24 protein-coding genes and 4 pseudogenes are annotated in these 25251 nt (G+C 48.3%); 3 read left to right on the forward strand and 25 right to left on the reverse strand.

Translation table 11 applies throughout. The annotated features are described in order from the left end of the window. Positions 1–367: 367 nt before the first annotated feature. The 15 genes from ACX8ZY_RS23625 to ACX8ZY_RS23695 form a co-directional block, all read right to left on the reverse strand. Positions 368–859, reverse strand: a complete 492-nt coding sequence (locus tag ACX8ZY_RS23625) for a DUF2165 family protein (protein ID WP_158132469.1) — start codon at positions 857–859, stop codon at positions 368–370. Beyond that, positions 859–1929 carry a 3-oxoacyl-[acyl-carrier-protein] synthase III C-terminal domain-containing protein gene (locus ACX8ZY_RS23630; RefSeq protein WP_050499143.1) on the reverse strand — a complete coding sequence of 357 codons (1071 nt, stop codon included), beginning with the start codon at positions 1927–1929 and terminating at the stop codon, positions 859–861. Before ACX8ZY_RS23630 ends, ACX8ZY_RS23625 begins: the two co-directional genes overlap by 1 nt. Then, a complete protein-coding gene (locus tag ACX8ZY_RS23635; RefSeq protein ID WP_158132470.1) occupies positions 1930–2157 on the reverse strand; it encodes an acyl carrier protein in 228 nt (75 codons plus the stop codon). It abuts the gene before it with no gap. Continuing rightward, positions 2147–3628 (reverse strand): AMP-binding protein, encoded by a 1482-nt coding sequence (locus tag ACX8ZY_RS23640; RefSeq protein ID WP_080717704.1) that lies wholly within the window; start codon positions 3626–3628, stop codon positions 2147–2149. The genes ACX8ZY_RS23635 and ACX8ZY_RS23640 overlap by 11 nt, the downstream gene beginning before the upstream one ends. 70 nt (positions 3629–3698) lie before the next feature. Continuing rightward, positions 3699–4853, reverse strand: a complete 1155-nt coding sequence (locus ACX8ZY_RS23645) for an acyl-CoA dehydrogenase family protein (RefSeq protein ID WP_050499144.1) — start codon at positions 4851–4853, stop codon at positions 3699–3701. Continuing rightward, a complete protein-coding gene (locus ACX8ZY_RS23650) occupies positions 4846–5637 on the reverse strand; it encodes an SDR family oxidoreductase (RefSeq protein ID WP_033774114.1) in 792 nt (263 codons plus the stop codon). Before ACX8ZY_RS23650 ends, ACX8ZY_RS23645 begins: the two co-directional genes overlap by 8 nt. Then, entirely contained in the window at positions 5637–7073 is a 1437-nt protein-coding gene (locus ACX8ZY_RS23655) for an MFS transporter (protein WP_050499145.1), read from the reverse strand. The genes ACX8ZY_RS23650 and ACX8ZY_RS23655 overlap by 1 nt, the downstream gene beginning before the upstream one ends. A gap of 23 nt (positions 7074–7096) precedes the next feature. Next, positions 7097–7780 carry an SAM-dependent methyltransferase gene (locus ACX8ZY_RS23660; protein ID WP_158132471.1) on the reverse strand — a complete coding sequence of 228 codons (684 nt, stop codon included), beginning with the start codon at positions 7778–7780 and terminating at the stop codon, positions 7097–7099. A gap of 44 nt (positions 7781–7824) precedes the next feature. Further along, the gene (locus ACX8ZY_RS23665) at positions 7825–9246 is read right to left on the reverse strand and encodes an aldehyde dehydrogenase family protein (RefSeq protein WP_158132472.1); all 1422 of its coding nucleotides are present in this window, start codon (positions 9244–9246) and stop codon (positions 7825–7827) included. Then, on the reverse strand, positions 9246–10346 hold the full coding sequence (locus tag ACX8ZY_RS23670) for an acyl-CoA synthetase family protein (RefSeq protein ID WP_421665556.1): 1101 nt from the start codon (positions 10344–10346) through the stop codon (positions 9246–9248). Before ACX8ZY_RS23670 ends, ACX8ZY_RS23665 begins: the two co-directional genes overlap by 1 nt. Beyond that, positions 10327–10953, reverse strand: coding sequence for a pyridoxine 5'-phosphate oxidase C-terminal domain-containing protein (locus tag ACX8ZY_RS23675; RefSeq protein ID WP_072008789.1), 627 nt, complete (start codon positions 10951–10953; stop codon positions 10327–10329). Before ACX8ZY_RS23675 ends, ACX8ZY_RS23670 begins: the two co-directional genes overlap by 20 nt. 37 nt (positions 10954–10990) lie before the next feature. After that, positions 10991–11854, reverse strand: a complete 864-nt coding sequence (locus ACX8ZY_RS23680) for a PhzF family phenazine biosynthesis protein (protein WP_033774119.1) — start codon at positions 11852–11854, stop codon at positions 10991–10993. After that, the gene (locus ACX8ZY_RS23685) at positions 11854–13683 is read right to left on the reverse strand and encodes an anthranilate synthase family protein (protein ID WP_158132473.1); all 1830 of its coding nucleotides are present in this window, start codon (positions 13681–13683) and stop codon (positions 11854–11856) included. Before ACX8ZY_RS23685 ends, ACX8ZY_RS23680 begins: the two co-directional genes overlap by 1 nt. A 67-nt stretch (positions 13684–13750) precedes the next feature. Further along, a complete protein-coding gene (locus ACX8ZY_RS23690) occupies positions 13751–14380 on the reverse strand; it encodes an isochorismatase family protein (RefSeq protein ID WP_033774121.1) in 630 nt (209 codons plus the stop codon). A gap of 133 nt (positions 14381–14513) precedes the next feature. Continuing rightward, complete coding sequence (locus ACX8ZY_RS23695) at positions 14514–14990, reverse strand: PhzA/PhzB family protein (RefSeq protein ID WP_158132474.1); 477 nt, start codon at positions 14988–14990, stop codon at positions 14514–14516. 418 nt (positions 14991–15408) lie between these two features. Between ACX8ZY_RS23695 and ACX8ZY_RS23700 the strand changes: the two genes are divergently transcribed. Then, positions 15409–15798, forward strand: a complete 390-nt coding sequence (locus ACX8ZY_RS23700; RefSeq protein WP_033774124.1) for a VOC family protein — start codon at positions 15409–15411, stop codon at positions 15796–15798. A 613-nt stretch (positions 15799–16411) separates the two neighbouring features. Continuing rightward, positions 16412–17262 (forward strand): annotated as a pseudogene (locus tag ACX8ZY_RS23705) (tyrosine-type recombinase/integrase). A 19-nt stretch (positions 17263–17281) separates the two neighbouring features. Here ACX8ZY_RS23705 and ACX8ZY_RS23710 read toward each other — a convergent pair. The 4 genes and pseudogenes from ACX8ZY_RS23710 to ACX8ZY_RS23725 all read right to left on the reverse strand — a co-directional run. Further along, positions 17282–17362: pseudogene (locus tag ACX8ZY_RS23710) on the reverse strand (hypothetical protein); the annotation flags it as partial. A gap of 190 nt (positions 17363–17552) precedes the next feature. Further along, a complete protein-coding gene (locus ACX8ZY_RS23715) occupies positions 17553–17843 on the reverse strand; it encodes a helix-turn-helix domain-containing protein (protein ID WP_052271864.1) in 291 nt (96 codons plus the stop codon). After that, positions 17840–18172 carry a type II toxin-antitoxin system RelE/ParE family toxin gene (locus ACX8ZY_RS23720; protein WP_031292300.1) on the reverse strand — a complete coding sequence of 111 codons (333 nt, stop codon included), beginning with the start codon at positions 18170–18172 and terminating at the stop codon, positions 17840–17842. Before ACX8ZY_RS23720 ends, ACX8ZY_RS23715 begins: the two co-directional genes overlap by 4 nt. A gap of 119 nt (positions 18173–18291) precedes the next feature. Then, positions 18292–18567 (reverse strand): annotated as a pseudogene (locus tag ACX8ZY_RS23725) (N-6 DNA methylase); the annotation flags it as partial. A 165-nt stretch (positions 18568–18732) separates the two neighbouring features. Here ACX8ZY_RS23725 and ACX8ZY_RS23730 point away from each other — a divergent pair. Next, positions 18733–18936 (forward strand): annotated as a pseudogene (locus ACX8ZY_RS23730) (haloacid dehalogenase type II); the annotation flags it as partial. 104 nt (positions 18937–19040) lie between these two features. Here the strand turns inward: ACX8ZY_RS23730 and arnF are convergent. The 6 genes from arnF to arnC are packed head-to-tail and all read right to left on the reverse strand — an operon-like array spanning position 19041 to position 25251. Continuing rightward, complete coding sequence (arnF, locus tag ACX8ZY_RS23735; protein ID WP_158132475.1) at positions 19041–19406, reverse strand: 4-amino-4-deoxy-L-arabinose-phosphoundecaprenol flippase subunit ArnF; 366 nt, start codon at positions 19404–19406, stop codon at positions 19041–19043. Further along, entirely contained in the window at positions 19403–19723 is a 321-nt protein-coding gene (gene arnE / locus ACX8ZY_RS23740) for a 4-amino-4-deoxy-L-arabinose-phosphoundecaprenol flippase subunit ArnE (RefSeq protein WP_158132476.1), read from the reverse strand. Before arnE ends, arnF begins: the two co-directional genes overlap by 4 nt. Further along, positions 19723–21390 carry a lipid IV(A) 4-amino-4-deoxy-L-arabinosyltransferase gene (gene arnT, locus ACX8ZY_RS23745; RefSeq protein ID WP_421665558.1) on the reverse strand — a complete coding sequence of 556 codons (1668 nt, stop codon included), beginning with the start codon at positions 21388–21390 and terminating at the stop codon, positions 19723–19725. The genes arnE and arnT overlap by 1 nt, the downstream gene beginning before the upstream one ends. Beyond that, a complete protein-coding gene (gene arnD, locus ACX8ZY_RS23750; protein ID WP_033770064.1) occupies positions 21390–22292 on the reverse strand; it encodes a 4-deoxy-4-formamido-L-arabinose-phosphoundecaprenol deformylase in 903 nt (300 codons plus the stop codon). The genes arnT and arnD overlap by 1 nt, the downstream gene beginning before the upstream one ends. After that, positions 22292–24271 carry a bifunctional UDP-4-amino-4-deoxy-L-arabinose formyltransferase/UDP-glucuronic acid oxidase ArnA gene (gene arnA / locus ACX8ZY_RS23755; protein ID WP_033770062.1) on the reverse strand — a complete coding sequence of 660 codons (1980 nt, stop codon included), beginning with the start codon at positions 24269–24271 and terminating at the stop codon, positions 22292–22294. The genes arnD and arnA overlap by 1 nt, the downstream gene beginning before the upstream one ends. Further along, positions 24268–25251, reverse strand: a complete 984-nt coding sequence (gene arnC, locus ACX8ZY_RS23760) for an undecaprenyl-phosphate 4-deoxy-4-formamido-L-arabinose transferase (RefSeq protein ID WP_060678746.1) — start codon at positions 25249–25251, stop codon at positions 24268–24270. The genes arnA and arnC overlap by 4 nt, the downstream gene beginning before the upstream one ends.

The raw sequence follows: 25251 nt of genomic DNA on the forward strand, positions 1-25251 counted from the left end.
GGCCAGCCGGCCGCATTTTACAGTATTAAAAACGAGGTGTTTTTGTCCGTCACTCAGAGATAAGAGGCACCTGCAAGACGCTGTTCAGGCGCGCGCTAAATAATCTGAACATCGTTCAACACTATACTAACAGTTGTTAAGAATAGGGTTATCAAAACGCAGTAATCAGATGGTACGGAATTAATTGATTATTATACTATACGGCTGCGATAACTCATGGTCAGCGCTAGGCCATGGCCCTTCACTTCCAAGGAATACCGTCAGCCGTATTGTTCAATACCAATTAGCTTTTAATCTTACTCCGCATTCCTTCATTAAAAAATCAGAAAAAAAATTAAATATGAAGCAAGGAGCGACAGATGAACATTTAGGAAAGGTTAATAAACCCAGCCACTACTACCCCCAGAATGATAAGTAAAAAGTGAGTAATCATTAACTCACTCTGCTTTATGTAATAGGCGAACCATAAACCGACGAAACTTAAGGAAAAACCCATTGTTATAAATACAGCCAGACCATAATTACCCCATTCAATAAATGATTCAATCCCGGCAGGGCTGAATGCCTCACGAAATATATTGAACACAGCAATTAAAAGGAGCAGCGCGCAGGAAAAATTAAACAATACCAGCACTGCCGCACCTGATTTATGCCAGAAAGGATGACCAACGCGGCGGGTTATTAAATTTGTAGGAACCGCAGGCGGTGCCTCAATCATTTCCATATTCATAATTCTGCCAACCATTTTTTGCGCGCCAGTGAAATCTTTTACCAGCCCTAAGCCTTCCAGTAAATTCCATAAGGCAAGACCGGAGATAACAATTACTTTGATAACATTAATCCCACTAAGTGTTAGCATTAATTATTACTCCTTTCTGGTTTATAGCTTACATTATCCTTACTTATAGCGGTTTCATACCGGAAAAGGGATGCTCCCCATTTCATGCCGGTAGAAATAGTACTCATGACAATCTCTGAACCAGGACTGATTATCCCACGCTGCATCATCAATCGAAATGACAACAGCGGGTCGGCGCAACCTACATGTCCTAACTCCGATAACAAGCTAATATTACTTCTCTCAATCGGAATACCAATTCGGTTACATAAATTTTCTATGCTCTGTTTTCCTTCGAGAGTATGTAGTAGAAAAGGAGGAGTATCTCGGCTTACAGATTTCTCCAATACACGACGAATGACATTGATACTGTTATTTTCGCGTAAAATTAAAAAATTCATTAAATCCTGAGATGAGAAACAATAATTATCCATAATTCGCTCTCGACCTAATTTATCTTTTTTGCTATCTCTTCCTTCAGGTAGGAAAGGTAAATGTCCACCACCATATTCTATGCGCATCATATCTACATAACGGCAGTCAGAAATATCTTCTGTAGATATATAACGCAATCCGGGCTGATCTGCATATGTGATTGCCTTTCCTACCACGCAAGCAACTGCTCCATCACTTAACGCAGCATTCATAAGTCCGAATCTGTCCTGATGAGTATCGCTCATGCGCTGCGCCAGTACTACCAGCCCAAATTTACCTTCTGGCATCTCAGTACAAAGTGAAGATGCATGCTTCCAAACACTGACAGCCGTAGCACAACCCTCAACTAAGTTGAGTGTACGAATCTGATTACAATTTAGTTCTGCTCCAACCTGACAGGCTAAGTCGATACCAATAAAATCGGGAACTCCCGAAAACCCAGCGACAATAAACCCTACATCTTCGGAAGATAAATGGAATTGTTCCAGTGCATTTCGTGCAGCTGAGGCAGCCATTTCCCGAACGCTCTGAGATTCAGTCCAGAATTGCTTATAACCCGCACGTTTGATCGCTTCTAGCTGTAACTGATTAGGATGATCAACTTCGTCAAGATGTGCGGCTCGCGATAATGTATGCCCTGTACTTAATATTTTCATTTACTTGCCCAGAGGTTTCAGTTCAATTTCACCAATCTTACTACCCAGCAGTTGGGCTAACTCTATATTAATAGAATATTTTTTCTGCAAATTATCCGTAATTATCATAGCCATGATTGAGTTCCCTCCTAAATCGGTAAAATTGTCATCCATCCTGACGTCCATTTCTTTCAACATATATTTAATTTCTTCAACTATAACTTGACGACCTTTCTGCTTACACTCCATAAAACTTCCTTTTTATCTCTGCGCGATCAGATTTTCCACGTGAATTTATTGGCCACTCATTTTGGGATATAATTAAATATTGTGCAGGCCTTAGCCAAGGAGACATTGTCATGCAAGCGCGTCTAAGATCACGAGTACTTAGATTATTTCCTCTCGAAACGTTAACACAAGCTTTTAATAGTGCCGGCGCTGTGGAAGATTCCTCCATCCATACTACAGCCTCAAATACACCCGGTATAGATTGAAGAAACTCCTCTATCTCCAGAGGATCAACTCGGAAGCCATTTATTTTATAATAGCCTTCATTGCGACCTATATAGTGCCATACACCATCGTTATCGCTGCGGCAAATATCTCCCGTCATGTAACCAGCAACTATAGGGTCGCGGCCTTCATAACCGGAAAAAACCTGCCCCCCTTGTAATACTAGATTCCCACTCCCTTCTTTCCTGCATTCCTCTAAAGAAAATACCATACCCGGAAATGGCTTGCCAATTGGTATAATATCGTAGGTTAAGTCGTCCTGACTCACCTTCCAGGCAGAACAAAAAACAGTTGCTTCTGAAGGGCCGTAAGTATTCAGCAATTGAACCTTAAGCTCATTAAAGATGGGAAAAAATACACGAAGAGTTTCAGCTGTCAGTTTCTCGCCGCAAAACACCATCTGCTTAAGACATAATTTTTTAAAAATCGCCGGAGACTGGCTACCAAATATGTAGCGAAATTCTGAGGGCGTGACAGATAGCAAGTGAACATTAGATTTTTCCAATATCTCACGAGTTTTGGTCGGATCAAGTTTTATCTGTTCACTAATAACTACTAGGCATCCACCATAACTCAGTGCTCCAAACAATTCCCAGATAGAAAAGTCAAAAGTTAGATCGTGAATCCACGACCAGTTAATTTTTTTCTTTACCGGGATTTCGCTATGGGTATTCTGCAAAAATGCATTAACCTGAGCGATGTGAATTGGTACAAGTTTAGGTTCTCCAGTGGTACCAGATGTCCTTACACAATACACCTCATTGCTATATGAGGCTCTACATTCTCGGGTTGTTACACCAAGACACCACTCGCCAATGTAAGTGCTTTGTAATTCCTCAAATTTGCATAATGACGAGCAGATTCCTGAGCAACCTATGCTTATAGCAAACTGGTATTTTTGCTGCTTATTCATATTTCTTGGTACAGAAATAAATGAAATCCCGGATAGCAGGCATGCTAAAACCATCAGATATAATTCTATAGACCTAGGCGCATCAAGAGCAAGTCTCTGGCCAGGCAACATGCCCGCTTTATCAAAATATCTTATGATTTCTACTGCACGCTCATACATTTGCTTCCACGTTAAGCTAGTTTCACCATCATTTACCGCCATAGCTTCCGAATTATCTCTCAGCATATGATTTATTGAATCATTTATAGTCTTTAACTTTGTGCGGACTTGCCTGGGGGTTAATTTCTGCATCATATTCCTGCTCGCCTATAATTGTTTGTGTAGTGGCGCTGTCGCAGTAACAACGCCCTACAGAGCCAATATGTCAATACATTTGTGTCAGTGAAGAAAGCTCTCCCTTCAATGCACTTATCCCTTCTAGCTCCTCTGGCACAAGTTTGGCGAAGCCACCGTGTCGTGCCCCGACATTTACGTCACGCCAGATTTTTTCCAGAGGGCTATTTTTTTCTAAGGCAGATGAACCTCGCAGCCACAACAAGGCCTGAACAATATCAACACAACCTCGCATTATCTGAGTAGCCCGGCCGCGAATCGCTACTCGTTCTTCACTTTCAAGCATCCTGCCTTCTTGCGCTGCGCTATCAATAATTGAGGCGTTGTATTCGGCTGCCCGCACAAGCAAATCGAAGGTTGAACAGAGCCGTCCGATCTCATAACGTGCAGCACCAGAATCACTCATAGCGTTATAAGAACTGCCAGCAATGGGAGCGTTAAATTCATTAAGTACTAATCTGATGCCGCTTTCTGTTGCTCCCAAGAGTGTGGCGGGAAGACAGTTCATCAATACGCCGGTAAAGTAGCGTGCGTAAGAGCCCTTTCCGCTATACGAAAGCGCATTTCCTGAAAGAATTGGTGAATATGCAACAGTAAAGGCTTTAGGAATGTTGATGTCCCTTGCCTCAACGGTCACGCTTTGTGTTCCTCTCAGGCCGGTTGATTGCCAATCAGCCACAGCAATCAATTGATTTGACGGAACAATGACAACACGCACTTCTCCAGATGGAGTTGCAGCGAGGCAAAAGAAATGTGAAGAACAGGGGTAGCCTGATGCATATTTCCAGCTACCGTTCAGATACCACCCTTGACCATCGGCTGCAGCGTTAAGCTTTCCGGGACGGCCTAATACCATTGATAGCATGGCGTTTTCACGCATGTCTTCACTCACCCCCTCAGGAAGAGAAAAATTGGCGCGCATCGACCAAGCGGAATTCGCAACACCTACAAGCCAGCCAAGAGAAGCATCTGTTTTTCCGAGCTCACGACATACAGCGACCACCTCACGTAGCGTACCAGTCTCATACAGATCGCTTTCGTCCAGGATGCGCAACAGTGGTGAACCCTTTAATACTTCCTGAGCACCTTGCTTTAAAGAATCCTGCTGTTCTTTTTCTGACCAAGACGACTTCAAAATATCGACAGCTTTTTGCCAGCGTCTGAGCACATCATTATTCTTAAGCAAGAGAAGCTCTCCATTTTTTAACTTTCTCTTCTGCCTGCGCGCAAATCAGGTCAACAAACTCTGCTGACGTTGCAAGCATTTCAGGCATCTCAGGTGTGTTAAACATCCTCCAGAAGTAAGGCAAGCTAGCTTTAGGATCTTCGATGTTAAAACCACAAGTGGCTCGTTTTTTTAATGCCTCACCATCATATTCAGAACCAATAGGCTGGCGTTGCGCAGAAGTCGTTGCCCAGCCAGTACGATAAGGTCCAGGCTGAATTACGCCAACCTGTATAGACGTTCCTTCAAGTTCATGACGGAGGGTTTGTCCCATCGCTTCGATCGCATGCTTGCTCATCTGATAAGCTCCCAGAAGAGGCCAGCACGCCACGCCACTCATACTTGACACCAGTAGAATGCGAGCTTCATCCAGCTGACGCATCAGCGGTAGCACTGGTTTAATAACATTTAGAGTCCCCTCTACATTGGTAGCGAACTGCTGTCGCAACTGTTCTGTAGAAAGGTCCTCAAGTGTGCCAAACTGAGCATAGCCGGCGGACGTTACTACCCGACTCGGTATACCGAAATCCTTAGCCAGTTGAGGTAGTATACGGGCCAGATACTCTTCATCTCGTACATCAGCGATACAAGGAATAAAATGTTCTGGATAAAGAGCTGTCATCTCTTGTGCAGCCTCTACTGAACGGGTAATTCCAATCACACGATCACCATACTCATGAATAACAGACTCCGTCCAGCATCGACCTAGTCCGTTTGAACATCCACTGATAAGCCAGGTATTCATTATTTGGTTTCCTTAATAACTGATTGAACGACAGGATAAGTCCGTGATAACCAGGCACCTAAACCCAGCAGTCCGGTAATAATCAGGAAGCAGCCGAATGAAGCAAAGGCAACAGATGGAGAGCCAGATGAAAATAAGGAATTTTCATTCGTGAAACTTCTTTTTTCAGAGTTATGAAGCAGATAATCGAAAAATATGGCTATTGCTACACTACCCAATGCGCTCATCATCTGACGCACCACGTTAAAAAAAGCGGCTGCACGGCCAAAATTGTTAAACGTTGCACGGCTGAAAGCCTGATTAGCTAAGGGGGCAAATGCTAGGCCCGTCCCGATACCTGCAAGAGCCATAGCGGTAATAATAATAATAAAAGCTACAGATCCACCATAAGTCATCAATCCGGTAATACCAATAATCATGGTGGCAGCTGCGAAGCAGCACATCCCCCAACGAATCAGTGTTTCTGGAGCCGCCTTATCCGAGAAGTGTCCGGCAAATGGACCCACCAGTGCGTTTGCCAGAGCGATTGTCACCATGATGACACTAATCGCTACTGGTCCAAAACCCATACGCAGCTCAATCAAATAAGCTAGCGGCAGGTAGAACGCTGTCAGGCCAAAGCCGAGTAAACCGGAAATCAAACATGTACGCAGGAAAGCTCGATCCTTCCAGAGCGAAGATGGTAAAAGATACTGCTTATGATTTTTCAATTCACCGTGCAGCATGAAAGCGAAGAGCAAAATACCAGGTAATAATAAAAGCAGCCCTGTGGTCATTCCCTGCATGCCACCGTTAAGAAGCTCTAATCCCAGAATTATTGCAGCGAGCGCAATGCCCGCTATAGCATTACTTAGCAATTCTTTGCTTTTAGCACCGTTACCCGGTGTGCCGGGAAGACAAATAACAGCAAATATAAGTGCGATCAGCGCCACGGGTATGTTAATCCACATAATCCATCGCCAACCGATTGTTTGCAGAAATATCTGGGTAACAACGGGGCCGGTTGCCGTTGCTATGCCAGCAACGGCCCCCCAGATACCCAGAGCAGTACCGCGTCCTCCTTGTGTAAAAATGATGGAAATAAAGGCCATGCTTTGCGGCGTCAAAAGTCCAGCCCCTACCCCCATAAGCGCACGCCCCAGAATGACCTGTATCAGGGTTTGACCAGAACCACTGAGTAATGCACCAATAGCAAGAATAATGAGAGCATAGTAAAGCACCGTTTTACGATTTATTGCATCACCAAGTCGACCGCCAAACAACAAGAAGCCTGCATAGGTAATTAAATAACTATTATTAACCCACGCTGCCATGGCAGGCGTCACCTGATATTCATTTATTATCGAGGTATAAATCAAGGGCACTGTCGTGGTATCCATCATAATAATAAAAAAACCAAGACAGAGACCAAAGAAGGCCATTTTATTTCTCAACATTAATCCACCTGAATAAAGAGATTTTATCTAATGTTAAACACTACATGCCAGCAAGGTAGACGAGTGAATCCCACTTCATCAGTCAGTATGGCTAAATTTTTCTTTTTGCAAAAATCGGCAATTGCCTGAGCATTTCCTTTATATTCAACACGATCAACGGAAATGACATCCCATCCGGCATTTTCGGCATTGCTACAGATTTCTGAGAGATGAATGGCCAATGGTACTGGCATGCCATTTTTGGCGGGTAAAAATGTTATGATATGCATTCTGGTATTTTCATGCGCTAAGCGACGCATCTCTTTCAAATATGTCAACCGTTCATCATAAGGAAGCGCGTGATAGAGCGCAGAATCAAGTATGATATCGAATGTTTCATCCAGTCCTGTATTACTGGCACTGGCAATTAGAAAACGAACATCACTCATTCCTTCATTTTTGCATTTTTGAATCGCCGCAGACGAACTGTCTAACGCTGTAACCTGAAAACCTCTTTTCGCAGCTGCATGAGCATTAAGTCCCAGGCCACATCCAACATCAAGAAGCCTGCCAGAATTTTCTTTATCAAAAATATCACACACTGCTGGTTGCGCTTGACCAATATCCCAAGGAACCACACTTATTTCAGCACTACCGATAAGTGTTTTACCCTGATATACGCCCTGGAAATCAGCTTTATCATATTCGCTATGATCACTACTTTTCATATTTAACACCTGAATAAAATTGGAAGTAAATTTAAATGTAAAAATTACGTTACTTTACTATGTTCATCTTCAGAATTATTTACGCAATATCCCCGAGTCTGCATTAGAAATTCGGCCAGATAACCATCGTGGGGTACATCAGGATGCATCCAAACAGTTGGCACCTGACCGATGTAAAAATTTTTAACACCAGGCACATTTGCGATTGCATTAATTAAATTCTTGTTACCCGATGCCACAGTAACCACAAGCGCAGGGGCAAGAAAATCCAAATTATCCCCTTCTTTAAAGGATAAGAAAGTCACTGCCGCCACAGGTAACTCCAGCTGGACCAGAGGATCATTGATTGCTGATGCCTGCATAACTAGTGGCATCACTTGATATGTGTTTTGGGTAGATTTGAAAACCTCTGGAGTTTCAACTAAAGCCGAGGCGTAATTATCTACCTGACCACACCACCAGCTATAACGCTGTGGTGAAAAATGAGTAAGCCATTCTTCACGCTGCTTTGGATCTTTCATTTTATTGGACAGAAAAGCGCAGAATTTCCGAGCTAAAGCTTCCGCATCCCCTTCTACAAGAACACTGCTTGCACAAACACAGGCTGCGCCACCCAAACCGACAACCGAAGTAAATATCAGCTCCAAAGCCTTTTCTAGGGGGTAATCAGCACCAATAACAACTTTCGATCGCCCAGGTCCCTGAACCAGAATATTTCTGCGATCAGCATAGCGGGCAGTTATTTCATCAGCGCCGTAAATAAGACTTAAATCAGCAGCATCAATTAGTGTTTCGACCACATCATAATTACAGGGCAATAATGTCACATAATCCTGCAACCCCGCCGCCACCATTGCCGCTACCACACGCTGAGCAGTAAACGGTTCCCGTTCCGACGGTCGAATTACAACTCGATAGCCCAGCGCTATTGCCTGCGGCCATAGAGCATGAACACCAGTCCCGTTACCAGGGGCTATTACAGTAAGCACATCACCACGCCTCACGCTTTGTGCGCAAAAGTAACGGTCTGTCGCTTGATTTTCCTGTAGAGGGACTCCATAGGGGATCCCCTTTAAAGCAAATGTCAGTGCATGAGAAATTGACTGTGCAATTTTATCGCTGGCATTCTCCACAACCGTTCGCGGTAACCCCGTAAGAGAGCTAACTTTCGTGTTATATTCTGTAAGATTCATGCCACAAAGCACCGAACCTGCGAATAATTCACCTGCTTGTTGCAATGCTTTTTGTCGTGAGGCGCGATCCAGTACAGGACTTTTTCTCAGATGCGCAATTACGTAATCTGCAAATACGCCGGGAGACTGCTGCAGTAAAGCTATGGGCTTTTCATATATGTTTACCACCTCTCGCTGACGCAAAAACTGCGGTGAGCATAACGGCGTTATAGCAGAGATAACAGGCAGTTCATTGGCGTTTACGTGAGGACAGCTTTGCGCAATGTTTGGCATCAATAAACTCCTTCAATAACCTTATGTCCTTCGCTGATTTTCAAAGGTTCAATATCAGCCAACCGGTCCCCCGCAAAACCGGATACACCTGGTAGTCTGATAGCTGTGTCTCGTTCAGCCACTCGTGGATAAAAAGCCCAAGGTGAAAGGTGGGTAACAATCACGTTTCCTCGTTCACCATATTCGACAGTTTGAGCAGTGATACTGTCGACAACGTCATAGGTTATAAAAGGAGAGAAACTGTCATAAATGACTTGTTGGCTTTCAGAAGTAATCAGTAAGGACCGAGATACGCCCAATGCTGAGGTGCTCCCATAACTGGCACTGAATTCACAGTCGGGCAGAATTTCACTCGCTATAAATTTAATCTCATCAAGGTTGAGCTCAGTTCCACCAAGTGTGATTTGAGCGAGAGACTGTTTCATTTGCAACACAACTTCTGGTCGTTTAAGCAACTCACGTAGCACAGGTGGAGTGGTAACCAGAAACCGGATATCCTGATTCATAAGGGTATTCTGGACCTGGTCCACAAGATGATGTGTGTACTTGCGAACAGTTGCCGTATCACCTTCACTCAAAGAACGTTTTACCCAGCGAGGATCTATATCGATTGAAAAAAACATCCCACCCAAACGCAGCGCTCGTTCTTTATTAATGGCACCCACAATGTGAGGCCCGGTGGGAATAGCTGCGAGTGTATTACCTGACGGACGCCCCGGCCTATGCTGATAACCTGACATTCGCCAGGAAATGAGTGCCTCTATCCAAGCATCGTAAGCCACGACATATTTAGGAGCGCCTGTTGTACCCCCACTTTCATATACCTGAGGGTGCGAGTCCGCAGGCAGGCCTTGCGGCACTAAATTAGCTACGGGCTCCTGGCGCAGGCAGTGCGAGATATCACTAAACTGCCTCAGATCGTTAATCGTTTTAACGTCTTTGATTGGGTCAAAGTTCAGTTGTTCACGCATTCCCAACCAAAAAGGACTGCCAGTTTCCTTTGAAAAGTGCCAGCGCATTAATGCCTGAACAAAATTATTAGTGTCATTTATCTGGGCTGCCTTCATGACAGCATCTATTTCAAGGCTGTAATCTTTCATGCTTCCACCCCAGTTCATTACGTGTATATAACAGACGTTTATGGATTCGAGAGGACGATGCTGACCAGAACTCATAGGTGTCAAAAGCCAGCCCCCATACTACAAAACGCTCAGGACGTTCCAGCTTTCCGCAACCCATTCCAGCTATCTTCGCTTGCAAAGTAGTAAGATCGTTTAATGGCTCACTTTGATGAGATGCTACTGAGACAGGATCATATGCAGAAGCACGGCTGTGCCAGATTTGATCGGCGATATCATCTGACAGCAGTTTTGCATTACCAGTTAAGCTCACCTGTCGCCCCAGCTCACGCCAGTAAATATGGCAGGAGACCGCTTTGTTGGCACACATATCGAGACTCTTTCGACTGCCAAGATGAGTAGCGCACCATAGATCTTCTCCATTCATTCGAACTGGAAATATGGTGCGCATTGAAATCATACCAGCGTCACTTCTGGTCGCGAGGGTCCATGCATCAGGTTCACGTACATTTTCATGATGCGCCAGTTGCATCCAGTTATGTAAAATTTCATAAGGCACCACAGGCGGCGCGTCATATTGCGGAAACGGAAGATCCGTTATTCCGGTTAGCGATTCGAGTCTTTTCACTTTTCATACCTAAAACAGCACATTCAAATTAAGCGAATCATTTTCCGCTATTACTCAGCAAGGCCCTGCAATCAGAAAACAAGGTAACCTGCCCGGAGAGTTCAATATGAGAAGCAATTTCATTTTCCTGTTTGATTTCGCCATACATCACGCAGCGGCGATTGAGCAAAATCCCCTGCTCAATCATGATTTTTTCGTTAGCTTTTAACTGTCCGTGTTTCATCAGGTGAAGTGCAATTGGCCCGACAACTGAACCGGTACCAGCATCTTCTTTTACCCCATAAGCTGGTGAGAACATCCGGTTTTCCGCCTGAAATCCACACCAGGCGAAACAGTTAACTGCAAGATTTTCAAATTCAGCGAGGACCTGATGGTCTGGCCTTAGCTCACGTAAGGTTTCAATACTGTCGACGGAAACCAGTACATGCCTGGCTCCTGCATCGTACATTTCCACAGGAAGCACACTTTGTTCCAGCCCCAGCGCCTTAAGCAGACGCTTCTCTTCCTTAAAAGGGACAGTTCTTGCTAGAGGCACTTCGATTTTCACCGTACTGAGTGTTTCGGTGTGGTGTTCAACCGAAATGCTGACGGCGCCAAGAGCTGTATGAAATACAAATTGATCCAGACCATGGCGCCGTGAATATGCACTGGCGGTTCCCATTAGTGGATGACCAGCAAAAGGCAATTCATTGACGGGCGTGAAAATTCGCACTCGAGCCTGACCATCAACAGTCTTTTCACTGATAAAAGTACTTTCTGAAAGCTGCAGCTGACGTGCAATCGCCTGCATGACAGCTTCAGAGAGTTTTTCTGTATCATGAAAAACGGCAACCGGATTTCCTTCAAGAGGAGAATGTGTGAAGGCATTTAATACCGTGTAATCAACCTGATATCCTTCCATTAAGAAGCCATTCCTGAATAATTTTTTTGGAAAAGAGGAGCGACAAATCTTTCGAGCAGCGCTTGACCATTTAAAGTGAGTACCGATTCGAGATGAAACTGAACTGATGAAAATGAGTGAGCCCGAAGCGCATGAACGTTTCCATTATCTGGATCGCTGTAAACCTCTATACCTCTTTGCCGCATTTGAGAGTGCGTTACAGCATTAATACTGGCACAGAAAGTGTTATAAAAACCTGCTGTTTCAAGGTTCCTATCCAGGAGGATTTCTTTTTGTACTCCCTGGTTGGGTGGAGAGAGGCGGGCGACTGGTAAGCCGAGCTGCAGACAAAGCAATTGGTGGCTCAGGCATACAGCAAAGAAAGGCTGGCCAGTCGCTCTCATTTTTATAATGGCTTCGCGCATTGCATTAACTCTGAAATCATTAACATCAAGTGGATTCCCCGGGCCCGGCCCAGCTACTACTAAATCCCAACCCTGGAGGTCAATGCCGCTACAGATTTTTTCCACATGAGCAAGTGCGCCCAGTGAAGAGAAAAGTGTTTTAAACATGGCAGTAAAAGCATCATTACCGTCCAGTATTAATATTTTCTTGTCAGCGAAAGAATATATACGATTGTGACGCTTTTCAGGATCACTTAACCAGAATTTCGAAATCCTGTTATTACGTTCGTTCAGCAAAGGGCGAACCTTAGGATTATCACCAAGCTTTAATTTTTTAAGGCTGGCAGGTGTCACTTTCTTTTTGGCCGGCAAACTATCTTGCGTCAATGCAGCATAAAGTGATTGCGCTTTACTGCGCGTTTCTTCCGCTTCATCCAAAGGCACAGAGTCACGAACTATAGTTGCCCCAACGCCAATCTCTACTTTTCCATCAGCAGTCACTTCAGCCGTACGAATACAAATAGCTGAGTCCAGACGGGGATTATCATGTGTACCGTCAACCAGAGCTACTACGCCGCTATAATATCTGCGCCCTTCTGGCTCGTAACGGGCAATGACCTGGCAGGCATTTTGCACTGGACTACCAATGATCGTTGGTGCTGGTAACGTTTCAGTCAATATATCCGCAATACTGGCTTTCGTTTTTCCTTTTAAGACATATTCAGTGTGAATAACCTGACTTAGTTGTTTGAGTCGCAAGTCGCTCACCTGCGCTCCACGTTCACACAGCCTGGACATTACTTTTAGTTCCTCATCCACCACCATGTAAAGCTCATTGGTTTCTTTCTGATTGGTGAGGAATTCAAGCAGAGCTTCGATTGTTTCGCCCTGTTCTGGATAACGTAAAGTTCCGCTGATTGGGTTCATGCACATCTCACCATTATCTAGTGATGCATGTAACTCTGGAGATACACCAATAAAAGCCTCATCACCAGTGTTAATTAAAAAACACCAATATGCGGAGGATTCAGTCTGCAAAAGGCGTCGAAAAAGGCTAAGAAGTTGTTCAGGATGATAATCTACAAGCGAGGTACGTAGCTTACGATGAAGCACGAAATTCGAACCTGCTCCCTGCCCAATTTCATGTTCGATTAACTGACTGATACGTTGCCCAAACTGTATATCGTCAAGGTTAAAGTTAGTGTTCGTGACCGAAATAGGCAAATCCGGTAGCCTGCTAATTACTTCTGATAATGGCAAGCTTTGACGCGCAGTGATTGGCATCGTCAGAATCGGTGTTTCATCATTGATAGCGTGATAGCCACGTTTGGCTACCTGGCAAAATGGAACAACTAAAAGCTTACCGTGATGGCTATCTGCGCTAAGAGCTTTATCCAGGGAGTGTGTTTTTCCGCAAGTAAGGTGCAAAATTTCAACACTATCCATCGAGACTGCGGGCCGATACAGTAAAGCATAAGGTTTATGGGGCTGTGACAGAATGTGTGTCAGGGAATCAGACATTGTTTACCACCCCATCAGTTGAGATTATTTTGGCGCAATTATCAGCAAGGTAATTGATTGCCTGCTGATGTCCGGCTAGTGAGAAATCAGCAATTCCATCGGCTGTGACAAAGGGTTTAATATCTTGCGTAAAAGCGTCAATAGCGGTCGCAGATATACCTACTGACGCATAAATGCCTGTAATAATTAAGGAGTCACGCTGATCGTTCTTTAGCATTTCGGCTAATGGAGACCGATAAAAAGCACTGTAGCGCCATTTAGTCAAAACTGTATCACCCGGAGAAGGTGTAAGCTCAGTGATAATCTTCCGCTCATCCTCAGTCGTCCTCATTCCTGGGCCCCATAAATCATTCAGCAAGCCGCGCTGTTCCGGAGTCATTCCACCTGGCTGCGCACTATAAAATACCGGTATCTCATTTATTCTTGCCCACTTTAGTATCAGTGAAATTGAATGAATAACAGTGTCGACAGGTTCACATGGAAGCGCATCAACAAAATAACGTTGCATATCGTGAACTAATAGCGCACTACGTTGTGGTTCTATATTCCACGCCAAAGGCTGTTCATCAGGTATAATGATATTAGATAAACTATAGGACTCAGACTTTAAGGTTCTGTACATCAGATAACTCGGCCTTTTCTGAAAAAGTTTATTACGCGTGCCAAATGAATTAATAGAAAATTTAATTTCGTATAAATGTAAATATCGCGAAAAAAATTCAGTATTAATACTGGCGATAGAATTCTTACAGAAGTTAGCTGGGTATACCCTCACGCTTGATACGTGGAACATCTATACCTAAACATTTCAATTGAGTAACAGGATTCATAAATTCTCGATTACGAACGATAAGACCATTACGCAATTCAAATGAATGAATAAAATGATTTTCATAATAACTTTCAGGATATCCCGGGAAGCGAATTAACCCTCGGCCGTCACATTCAACCCAAACATTGTCAGGGTTGTCGGTGGTGAAGATTTTAATATTATACCACTCCCAGTCAGGAAAACACTCAAGAGACCATTTAGCATGCTTTTCTAAGTTTTCAATACCGCGTATAATTATAGGCTCACCAGTTTCAGTGGTCCATAAACCGCCTTCGCCATCTTCAGCAAAAAGCTCATGCCTTTTAAGACGAGCAATGCCGCGAGTCGATGACAAATACTGAGATACTACTTGACGGTTAATTTCACGAATACGGATTGCATCTTCATCAGTCAGATACATATATAAACCTCATTTAATTAGATCAACGCGAAACCCCACAATTGATGATGTTTCAATTAGGTTAAGGGGATGTTGAATGTGTCGATTTTTTAACATTCAAAATCGTTTGAGTCAACTTCACTAATATATTTTTCTTTAAAAAATAAGTTGGTCACTAAATAATCTTATAACTATAAAATTCCAAAAAAGGAAATTTTACGGAAATAATAAATACTTTTTAAACCGGAAAAAGCGCCTTTGAAGCAAGTTTATTGATTATTGCTAGCTAAAAAACTGTCAATAATAACCAGAAAATTCTTTGCAGAAGTATATTTGCTGCAAAAATATTGCTTAAATACTGTCAAACCATTAAGGTTAAGTAATGGATTAAAATGTTAATGGAAAATCCTGTTTCGTTTGTTATACAAAAGGAGGAATCATGACTGATCTAGCTGGCCCTACAATAACCCCAAACTTGCAATTGGTTTACGTTTCAAATGTTGAGCGTTCAACTGATTTCTACAGGTTTATCTTTAAGAAAGAACCTGTATTCGTTACCCCCCGCTATGTTGCTTTCCCGTCATCTGGCGATGCTCTTTTTGCTATCTGGTCAGGCGGAGAGGAACCGGTAGCGGAAATTCCACGTTTTTCTGAAATCGGCATTATGCTGCCAACAGGAGAAGATGTTGACAAACTCTTCAATGAATGGACAAAGCAAAAATCACATCAAATCAATGTGATAAAAGAGCCTTATACTGACGTATTCGGTCGCACTTTTTTGATTAGTGATCCAGATGGTCATATTATTCGGGTCTGCCCGCTTGATTGAGATTATTCTTAACCTCTAAAAGATAGAATATCTCCCTTATCTTTGTGAGTGTATACTTTCAAATATGACCGTTATTATAGGTAAATGATGGCGGTCATATTTATAATGCAAAAAGCAGATGTTGAATCAGTACCGTTATTGGGTTAAGAAAAATCACTTATTTTACCGGAGCAATTTACTTACTACCCTGTACGTAAATGCCGGTTCTTTATGCGGAGCACATGTGTTGTCTGTCCCAGAGCAGACATAATAAAAAATTTATGAAGCCAGATAATTTTGGCCTGATTCAACCGAGATCAACTGCTGTATTTCATACTTCAATCGTTTCACGGTGTGACCCGATATATGCTTAAGAGTGCCTGGTACGCACCCTCCCCCACCCATTTTCCATTCTTTCCTTTTCTGTCAGTGGTTTACGAGTAAATTGCCACCCGGATCGCCTGCAAACGCTCTGCTGTTTATTTGAGGCTGACCAGGTTATTCTCCGTATGCGGGGAAAAAGCCCGAAAACCGATCCGGACCGGATCCTTTATGGATCGATTTATTCCCGTGGTTTTCGCTGGACAGACATGGAAAATACGTTCCACACCGCCAGACAACGGAGATTGAAAGTTTGGGCTCTTTACCCCGCGAACTGACGCAGATTTCGCGTAGCGACGTCACTGGTCAGAACGTAACCGGATCCGGCGCCGCGCGCTACTTTGACTACGAAAGCGCCGTAGCGCTGCGCAACCTGGCCGCCGCTTACGGCACCGACATGCCGCGCTACCTGCTCGCTCCTGAGGTGGCCGTGCTGCTGTCAAAGGTCCCTGATCTTAAGAAGCGGCTGTTCATCGATACCCTGTGGAATACCGGCGGGCGTCTCAACGAAATCCTGCCGCTGACGGGGGGGGATTTTGTGCTGGACGATCCGCTCACCGGCGCCCCGCTGAGTTCACCGTTCGTGGTGCTGCGCACCCTCAAGCAGCGGAAGCTGGAAGAGGCGGCCCGCAGCCGCCGGCGCGGGCGTCCGACAAAGGAAGAGCAGCTGGCCGAACGTGAAACCGAGGCGGAGATCCGGGAGAACCCCCGCCGCGGGCGGTGCCACTGACCGATCCGGGTTTTGTGCAGCGGCTCAGGGAATGGTTTGCGACTGCGCAGCTGCCGGCAGGCAGCCGGCTCTGGGATATCAGGAGTGAAGACACGGCGCGCAGCTGGATAAGCCAGGCTGTGGCGTCGGCTGCGCGTGACGGTGTGACGTTCTCCATCCGGCCGGTCACACCCAAGACGTTCCGGGATTCGTTTGCGATGCATCTGGTGCAGCACCAGGTGCCGCAGAAGGTTATTAAGACCCTGATGGGCCACAAGGACGCAAAGTCAACCGAGTGGTACACGCGGGTGTTCGCGCTGGACGTCACCCGCCAGCTTGGTGTGCGGTTCACGATGGATCCGCAGGAAGCCGGGCGGCTGCTCCTGCCGCGTTAGTATGAAGCTTCATTTCCAGTCAGGTCCGGAATGATCGCAGCAAGGCTTCGGGGATAAAAGTGATGTTTCCGCGTGCCCGTGAGCAGGCGACATAAAGTTTAATTATGCGCACTTTTGCAGATGGCCAATTTGGTAGTGTCACTTGATAGCAGAAATGGCAAGCTATCAGCTTCAGATGGGAAGGGATGAAGACGGTCAGGTGAAAGGGTATAGCCGGTGCATCAGCACCGGGTTTATCCTGCCCCGAAGGGGCTACCGTCCTGGCAGTTCGCGCGATGCAAAAAGGCAGCTCAAGCTTCCTCTGGTTCGCTTATCTCAATACTGGTTATGTGCAGTCCGGCATGTGACATCATGCTGACCAGCTTATCAATTGAAAAGCAGTTGATCCGACCTCCTGCCAGCTCGGACACTCTGGGCTGTGAAACGCCCAGCGCAGCAGCAGCAGTGGCCTGATTCAGGCCATTACGTTTAATCCAGCTATTCAGGCGGCCTACTAACTCGGCGCGGAGTTTCATATTTTCCGCCTGCTCTGACGTTTCGCTAAGAGCGTCCCACACATTATCAAAAGTCTGAATATTCATTTTTTACGCTCCTCAACCAATCGGCGATAACGATTTCGGGCAAGTTCTACGTCACTCTGGCTGGTCTTTTGTGTCTTTTTCTGGAAACAGTGCAGCACATACACGGCTTCTTCAAATTTGGCGACATACATGATCCGGAAAATGCCGTCATTACCCCGGATTCGGATTTCACGTGCTCCCTGACCTACCGTAGCAAAATGCTTCCAGTCGTCCGGCTCCAGTCCCTGCTGGATCAGGTCAAGCTGATACCCTGATGCGGTCCGGGCCTCTTCCGGGAAAGCCCGTAGATCCTCAAGACTGCTGTCAATAAAACTGATTTTCTTACGCATCATCACCTCATTATACGAAATTTCGTATATTGTGCAATTTCTGCATTACTCATGCACCCCATACAAACCCGTAACCACTGCTTCCCTACCATGTAGTTTCCTGCTGTTTTGTCCATGGCCTACATTGCCCTGATAAAATCCAGCATCGCCTTGATCCGGCGCTGGCTTTTGAGACGTTCTTCAAAATCGTTGAGATAGTAAGCCGGTGTATAGCGCACCCGGTTAAACTCCAGCGTCAGCGTATTACCGGTGACAACCTCGGCTGCAATGCCCAGCAGGGAAAGCTTTATAAACGCCATATCCACCGTGAAAGGATCAATATCAAATCAACTGACGGACATCTGAACTGATGGATTAAATCCGGCTTCAATCAGGCAATCTGCATAAGGTAGCATCGGTCATGTGGGTGTAATTAAGCAGGCGGAAGTAACGTACACCGATACGGGCATAAATGTCCGTTATCCCGCCGCAGTACATTTCTGCAAACATGAACGTTTCACAGTCCCCGTTCTCATTGCATGCCTGTTTCAGCGGATAGAGTCTCCCCAGCGCATCAGTAAGCGATGAAAGAGATGGGCAAGCCCGTATCAGAGTGCATGATGGTGGCTGCGCACGGCTGGGATGTGGGTGGAGCAAAACGTGCAGACATGAAAACTGCATTTGTTACCCGCCAAGGACAGGCACTCTACCCGCTGGCACCTGCACCCGATCTGATCGTCAGCGATATTGGCGAGCTGATTGCAAAGATAAAACCGCTTTGCTGACCCGCCGTTTACCGCGAATACTTTAATGCCGCGAGAGTTACTCGCTGCCCGAAAAGGTTAAGAAAAAGCATAGTTGATGCGCAAACGCTAACGTCATTCTTAAATCAGGGCTTAACCACGATACACAGCAGGCCGATGACAATAATCACTACGCCCGCCAGGCTGTGCCAGCTGAACGCCTCATGGAATACCGGCAGACAGACAGCCACCAGCCACACCAGCACATAACTGAGGCTGAGCAGCGGATAGACGCGGTTCAGTGGAAAATAGCACAGCGCCCGAATCCAGCAGAGCATCGAAATTCCATAAGCGCCCAGCCCGGCCAGCAGCAGCAAGGCGGGCAGCAGGGCAACAGCAGGCAGCGACGTTATGCTGCTGACATCGGGCAGTCGCGGCATCGCCCAGCGCATCATCAGCTGTGCCGCTGAGACCAGCAGCACACTGCATGCGACCCATCCATACCCTTTCATAGCTGGCTCGCCATCAGCGCCACACCCGTCACCATCAGTAGCGTGCCGAAGATCTGGCGCAGCGTCAGGCGCTCGCGCCAGAGGATGCGTCCTGCCAGCGCAACGAAAATGAAGTTAAGGCTCAGCATCGGATAGGCCTGGCTGACAGGCACCCGCTGCAGCACCAGCAGCCAGAGAAGCATCGCGACACCCAGCAACAGCACGCTCACCCCAATCCAGCTTAAGCGGCCCCGGCGCGATGCCGCGTGAGTCGCCTGTTTCTGGCACAGTTGCGCGCTGCAACTGAGCAGACTGACCAGTACAATCAGCAGCAGCATCACTTTATCTGACTGTAATAGAGGCAGACCAGCCTGCCCTGGCGATAGACGGCGTCCGGCACCGGAACATCCTCGCCGATATCACTGTGTATTGAATCAACCAGCAACAGCAGTGATACGCTTCCCGTACGGCGATGATCGGCAAGCCAGCCGCCGAAGTCCGCCTGAGAGACAAAGCGGGATTGCGCATCCGGGTAACTCAGCCCATATTCCAGCTCGCCTTTGGTGTCATAGAAGCCGATATCGCTACGTTGCAGATGCCAGGCTGCGGCAGATGCCACGCCGGGATTGTCCGCCAGGATAAAGTGACTTGAGGCCAGACGCTGGCTGATCGTCGAGACAAAACGCTGCGGCTGTTTGGCGTCGCGGATTTTATCCGGGATTGCCGTACCAATAAACAGGGCGACGCCCAGCGGGCAAAGCGCGGCCGCCAGCCAGCGGCGCTGTGCAGAGCGGCAGCTATATGCGCCCACCAGCCCCCAGATGAGAAATGCCAGTGCCCCCAGCGCAAGCTTCAGCATCTCGTGCGTGGCGAACAGCGGATGATGCGTCACACTCCAGGGAGCGAGCACCAGCACGACCGTTGCCAGGGTAATGATGCCGAAAATCAGGTTGAGCCCGCCATTGACTGTTAATGCGCGCCCTGCCCGCTGTGCGGCGTTCAAGCCATAGTGCGCCATCAGCAGCGACAGCGGAACAAAACAGGGGAGGATATAGGTTGGCAGCTTGCCTTTTGCCAGGCTGAAAAACAGCAGCGGCATCACCGTCCAGCTCAGCAGATAGAGCGCGCCGGGATGCTGCTGACGCTCGCGCCAGCCGGTCATCAATGCGCCCGGTAACAGCGCCAGCCACGGCAGCGTTCCCAGCAGCAGAACCGGCAGGTAATACCAGAAAGGCGCTTTGTGCTGGGCATTGTCCTCGGCAAAGCGCTGAATATGCTCAACCCAGAAGAAGTAGTGCCAGAAATCCGGTGCCTGATGATAGATCGCCAGCGCCCAGGGTGCGCTGATCGCCGCGGCTGAGAGCAGCGCCAGCGGACCGAAGCAGAGCAGTTCGCGCAGTCGCTGCCGCCAGATCGCCCACGGCAGAATCGCCAGCACAGGCACTGCCAGCGCCAGAAAGCCTTTGGTCATAAACCCCATGCCGCAGGCGAGACCCAGCAGCAGATAGCCGCCCGCCCGCCCGGCGCGTCCGCTGGCCTCCGTCGCCAGCCAGAAGCTGCACATCGCGGCCGCCAGCCAGAGCATCAGCATCGGATCGAGCACCGCATAGGTGCCAACGCCATAGACCAGCAGCGAACTGAGGAAAATAATCGTGCCGACGGCAGCCGTGCGTGCCGAACTAAACAGCCGCCTGCCGAGCCAGTAGATCAGCACGGCGGTCATCGCCGTGGAGAATATCGAACCCGCCCGCACGCCAAAGTTGTTGTGGCCAAACAGCCACTGACCCAGCGAGTTGACCCAGTAACCCGCAATCGGTTTTTCAAAATAGCGCAGACCGAAGAAGTGTGGCGTCACCCAGTTACCGGTTGCCAGCATCTCCCGGCTGATCTCCGCATAACGGGTCTCATCCGGTTGCCAGAGGTCGCGGAACATCGGCGGAAGCAGGTAATAGAGAATAAAAAAGCTGAAAAAAAGTAGCCACTTCGTGTTGTTACGTATCCGCACTAGTTCGCCTCTTCAGTCAGTTTCTGGCAGCCCAGCCACCCTTCCCGTCCGGGGATTTCGCCCCTGACTACTTTACCCACTGGCAAAGTAGTCAGATCGTCGGGCAGCAGCTCGCTTAACGGGCAGAACTGAATGCCGTGACGGTCCGCAGCAGCCAGCAGCTGGTCAAAGTCCGGGTAGCCGATAATCCCTTCGACTTCGGCATGCACGGTGTATACCGCCCCATCATCAGAAGAGAGCATTTTCGCCAGAATGTAGTCGTTATAGCCTTCTGCGCTGACCTCGCGGCCAACCACTTCATCCCATGTGGGCAACGTCACCGGAATCTGTACGGTACCGATCTGTCCATCCGGCAGCATGGGCCGGAACGGGCCGCTGCCGCGACAATCGCTGTTGTAGTGAAAGCCAAAATCCTGTTTGGCGGCGATCACCCGGCCATCGGCTCGCCAGCCCGCGACGGCCGAACAGCTGACAGGATGACCAAGTATCTCACTCAGCGTTTCGGTGCCGCGTGCTATCTGCTCAACCAGCTTATCCTGCGGCCAGACGCCGGCCCAGGTCTGCCAGGCAAAGTGGTCCCAGGCGTGCAGACCGACTTCGTGCTGACGAGTGGCGTCCTGCATGATGTGCCGCAATCTCCGTCCCATCTGCTTTCCCGGCCAGGCCGTTCCGGCGAGCAGGATGTCCCAGCCATAGAGAGACGCGGCGCGGGAGCGCAGCATCTTCATAAGAAACGCCGGTTTCACCAGCCGCCAGAGATGGCGGCCCATGTTGTCTGGTCCCACGCTGAAGAAAAAGCTGCCCCGCACCGCATGACGCCGGAACAGCTCAAGCAGCGCCGGCACGCCCTGCTTCGTGCCGCGCCAGGTATCTACGTCAATCCGCAGACCGATCTTCTTCATCACTTATCAGCCTGTGGCTCAACGGTGCGCAGGAAGAAGTCGAGCGTGTTGTCGATAGTGACATCCATCGTCACGGTCGGTGTCCAGCCGAGCAGGCGACGCGCATTGCGGATAGCCGGTTTACGGTGCTCCACATCCTGATAGCCTTTGCCGTAGTAGCTGCTGCTTTCTACTTCGCGGAAACCGGCAAACGGCGGGAACTGGCTGCGCAGCGGATGACGTTCAAAGCTGGCCAGCAGCTGCTCGGCCAGCTCTTTGATACTGGCTTCGTTGTCCGGATTACCGATATTGATGATCTGACCATCACAATTCAGCTGTTTGTTTTCGATAATGCGGAATAGCGCCTCAACGCCATCCTGAATATCGGTAAAGCAGCGCTTCTGTTTGCCGCCGTCAATCAGCTTAATGGGCGAGCCTTCTACCAGGTTAAGAATGAGCTGGGTTATCGCGCGGGAACTGCCGATGCGCGCTGCATTAAGGTTATCCAGACGCGGTCCCATCCAGTTGAACGGACGGAACAGGGTAAAACGCAGCCCCTCTTTTTCGCCGTAGGCCCAGATAACGCGGTCCAGCAGCTGTTTGGATACCGAGTAGATCCAGCGCTGTTTGTTGATCGGCCCGACGACCAGATTAGAGCAATCCTCATCGAAGCTGTCATCGGTACACATGCCGTAAACTTCTGAAGTGGATGGGAAAATGATGCGCTTCTGATACTTCACACAGTCGCGAATGATTTTCAGGTTCTCTTCGAAATCGAGCTCAAACACGCGCAGTGGATTGCGGGTGTACTCAATTGGCGTGGCGATGGCTACCAGCGGCAGGATGACGTCGCATTTTTTGATGTGATACTCAATCCATTCGGAATGGATAGCGATATCCCCTTCGACGAAATGGAAGCGCGGATGATCCAGGAAGCGGCTGATCGCGTCTGAACTGATATCCAGGCCATAGACCTCGAAATGCTCATCCTGTAACAAACGCTCAGTGAGATGGTTACCGATAAAGCCGTTAACGCCAAGGATCAGCACGCGGGTACGACGTTGCAGCGCCGACTGCGGTTTTGAATAGAGCAGTGCGCCAGGGACGATGCCCAGACTCTGCGCCAGCTGGCTGCCATTCATGTAAACGCCATGCTCGGACTGGCCGGTCTGGATTTCCAGCGCGCCCTCGCCACAGGCGATCAGGAATGGCTGCTTAGAAAGTACCGTCCCTGGCTTTGCCTGATGCTGCTGCGGATGAACCCGGCTCTTCCAGACGATAAATTTAACCGAACCGGCAAAGGCGAATGCGCCAGGCCACGGATCGGTAACCGCTCTGACCAGATTGTGAATCGTCTGAGCAGGCTGATTCCAGTCAATGCGGCCATCCTCGGCCGTGCGACGATCTACCCGTGTCGCCTGACTTTCATCCTGTGGCCATTCACTCACCTCACCCTCGCGCAGACGAGGTAAAACGTCGCCGAGCAACTGCTCTGCAGCCTGGGTCAGTTTACGATGCAGCGTCAGCGCGTTGTCCTGATCCTCAATAGCGACCTTCTGCTGCGCCAGAATATTACCGGCATCCGCGCGCTTCACCATGCGATGTAGCGTAACGCCCGTTTCAGTTTCGCCGTTGACCAGCGCCCAGTTCAGCGGTGCCCGGCCGCGGTATTTTGGCAGCAGCGAGCCGTGCAGGTTAAAAGCACCCTTTTGAGCGCATTGCAGGATCTCATCACTCAGCAGATGGCGATAGTAGAAAGAGAAGATCATCTCTGGTGCCATGGTGCGGATGCGGTCAAGCCAGATCGGGTGATTCGCCTCGTCAGGTGCATAGACCGGAATGCCATGCTCTGCCGCCAGACGGGCTACTGAGCCGAAAAAGTGGTTTTCGGTCGCCACATCGTTGTGAGTAAAAATGGCGGTGATTTCATAGCCTGCACTCAGCAGCGCATTGATGCCGACACAGCCCATGTCGTGATAGGCGAAAACAACGGTCTTCATGATTGAATATCCTGTACTGAAGGCTCTTCTGGAGCGTGAACAATGCGTTGAACGAAATAGCGCGGACGTGCCCGAACGTCGTTGTAAATGCGCCCGATGTACTCCCCGAGCAGTCCCATACCCACAAACTGGGCGCCGATAAACATGAACAGCACGGCGAACAACACGAAGACGCCGTCACCCGCCCAAGCCGCACCAAAAAAGAGTCGCAACACGATCAACACCAAAGAGAAGGCGAAGCCGGAGAGCGCTATCAGGCTGCCGACCACGCTGAGCAATCGCAGCGGCGTGGTGGTCAGACAGGTCACCAGGTCGTACATCAGGTTAATCAGCCGCATAAAGCTGTATTTCGAATCGCCAAAAGCGCGCTCGGCATGGATCACCGGCAGCTCAATGGTGTGTCGGGCAAAGGTGTTGGCCAGGATCGGAATAAAAGTGCTGCGCTCGTGACAGTTGAGCATCGCCTCGACGATGTGGCGACGGTAGGCGCGCAGCATGCAGCCGTAATCGCCCATCGCCTTACCGGTGACCCGCTGAATCAGCCGGTTGAGCGTGCGCGAGGCCTTCCGACGGAACCAGCTGTCCTGGCGCTGCTGACGGACGGTACCCACCACGTCATAACCCTGACGCGCGGCGTCAACCAGCCGCGGGATCTCTTCCGGCGGGTTCTGCAGATCGGCATCCAGCGTAATAATCACATCGCCACGGACCTGGCTGAATCCGGCCATGATGGCGGAATGCTGACCGTAGTTGCGGTTGAGCAGCACGCCGGTTATCCGGCTGCCGGGAACGGTGGCGGCCTGTTCAATCAGTTCGGCAGAACGATCGCTGCTGCCGTCATCCACCAGCAGAATTTCATACTCAATCTTAATTGAGTCACAGGCGGCGCAGGTGCGCTGAAGCAGCTCCGGCAGACTCTCCTGCTCGTTATAGACCGGGATGACCACGGAGAGCATGTTGATCGGTTTGATATCGCGCAT

This window comes from Pantoea sp. XAF26B01_ASV70 (genome assembly GCF_054512635.1).

Bases quoted from the DNA above. Each gene is read 5' to 3' on its own strand.
- arnD (WP_033770064.1), bottom strand. From the start codon at position 22,292: ATGAAGAAGATCGGTCTGCGGATTGACGTAGATACCTGGCGCGGCACG.
- ACX8ZY_RS23700 (WP_033774124.1), top strand. From the start codon at position 15,409: ATGACTGATCTAGCTGGCCCTACAATAACCCCAAACTTGCAATTGGTT.
- ACX8ZY_RS23640 (WP_080717704.1), bottom strand. From the start codon at position 3,628: ATGATGCAGAAATTAACCCCCAGGCAAGTCCGCACAAAGTTAAAGACT.
- ACX8ZY_RS23660 (WP_158132471.1), bottom strand. From the start codon at position 7,780: ATGAAAAGTAGTGATCATAGCGAATATGATAAAGCTGATTTCCAGGGC.
- ACX8ZY_RS23695 (WP_158132474.1), bottom strand. From the start codon at position 14,990: ATGTATCTGACTGATGAAGATGCAATCCGTATTCGTGAAATTAACCGT.
- ACX8ZY_RS23625 (WP_158132469.1), bottom strand. From the start codon at position 859: ATGCTAACACTTAGTGGGATTAATGTTATCAAAGTAATTGTTATCTCC.
- ACX8ZY_RS23670 (WP_421665556.1), bottom strand. From the start codon at position 10,346: ATGAAAGATTACAGCCTTGAAATAGATGCTGTCATGAAGGCAGCCCAG.
- ACX8ZY_RS23715 (WP_052271864.1), bottom strand. From the start codon at position 17,843: ATGAATATTCAGACTTTTGATAATGTGTGGGACGCTCTTAGCGAAACG.
- ACX8ZY_RS23665 (WP_158132472.1), bottom strand. From the start codon at position 9,246: ATGCCAAACATTGCGCAAAGCTGTCCTCACGTAAACGCCAATGAACTG.
- ACX8ZY_RS23690 (WP_033774121.1), bottom strand. From the start codon at position 14,380: ATGTACAGAACCTTAAAGTCTGAGTCCTATAGTTTATCTAATATCATT.
- ACX8ZY_RS23630 (WP_050499143.1), bottom strand. From the start codon at position 1,929: ATGAAAATATTAAGTACAGGGCATACATTATCGCGAGCCGCACATCTT.
- ACX8ZY_RS23685 (WP_158132473.1), bottom strand. From the start codon at position 13,683: ATGGATAGTGTTGAAATTTTGCACCTTACTTGCGGAAAAACACACTCC.
- arnC (WP_060678746.1), bottom strand. From the start codon at position 25,251: ATGCGCGATATCAAACCGATCAACATGCTCTCCGTGGTCATCCCGGTC.
- ACX8ZY_RS23655 (WP_050499145.1), bottom strand. From the start codon at position 7,073: ATGTTGAGAAATAAAATGGCCTTCTTTGGTCTCTGTCTTGGTTTTTTT.
- arnE (WP_158132476.1), bottom strand. From the start codon at position 19,723: ATGCTGCTGCTGATTGTACTGGTCAGTCTGCTCAGTTGCAGCGCGCAA.
- ACX8ZY_RS23680 (WP_033774119.1), bottom strand. From the start codon at position 11,854: ATGGAAGGATATCAGGTTGATTACACGGTATTAAATGCCTTCACACAT.
- arnA (WP_033770062.1), bottom strand. From the start codon at position 24,271: ATGAAGACCGTTGTTTTCGCCTATCACGACATGGGCTGTGTCGGCATC.
- ACX8ZY_RS23635 (WP_158132470.1), bottom strand. From the start codon at position 2,157: ATGGAGTGTAAGCAGAAAGGTCGTCAAGTTATAGTTGAAGAAATTAAA.
- arnF (WP_158132475.1), bottom strand. From the start codon at position 19,406: ATGAAAGGGTATGGATGGGTCGCATGCAGTGTGCTGCTGGTCTCAGCG.
- ACX8ZY_RS23650 (WP_033774114.1), bottom strand. From the start codon at position 5,637: ATGAATACCTGGCTTATCAGTGGATGTTCAAACGGACTAGGTCGATGC.
- ACX8ZY_RS23720 (WP_031292300.1), bottom strand. From the start codon at position 18,172: ATGCGTAAGAAAATCAGTTTTATTGACAGCAGTCTTGAGGATCTACGG.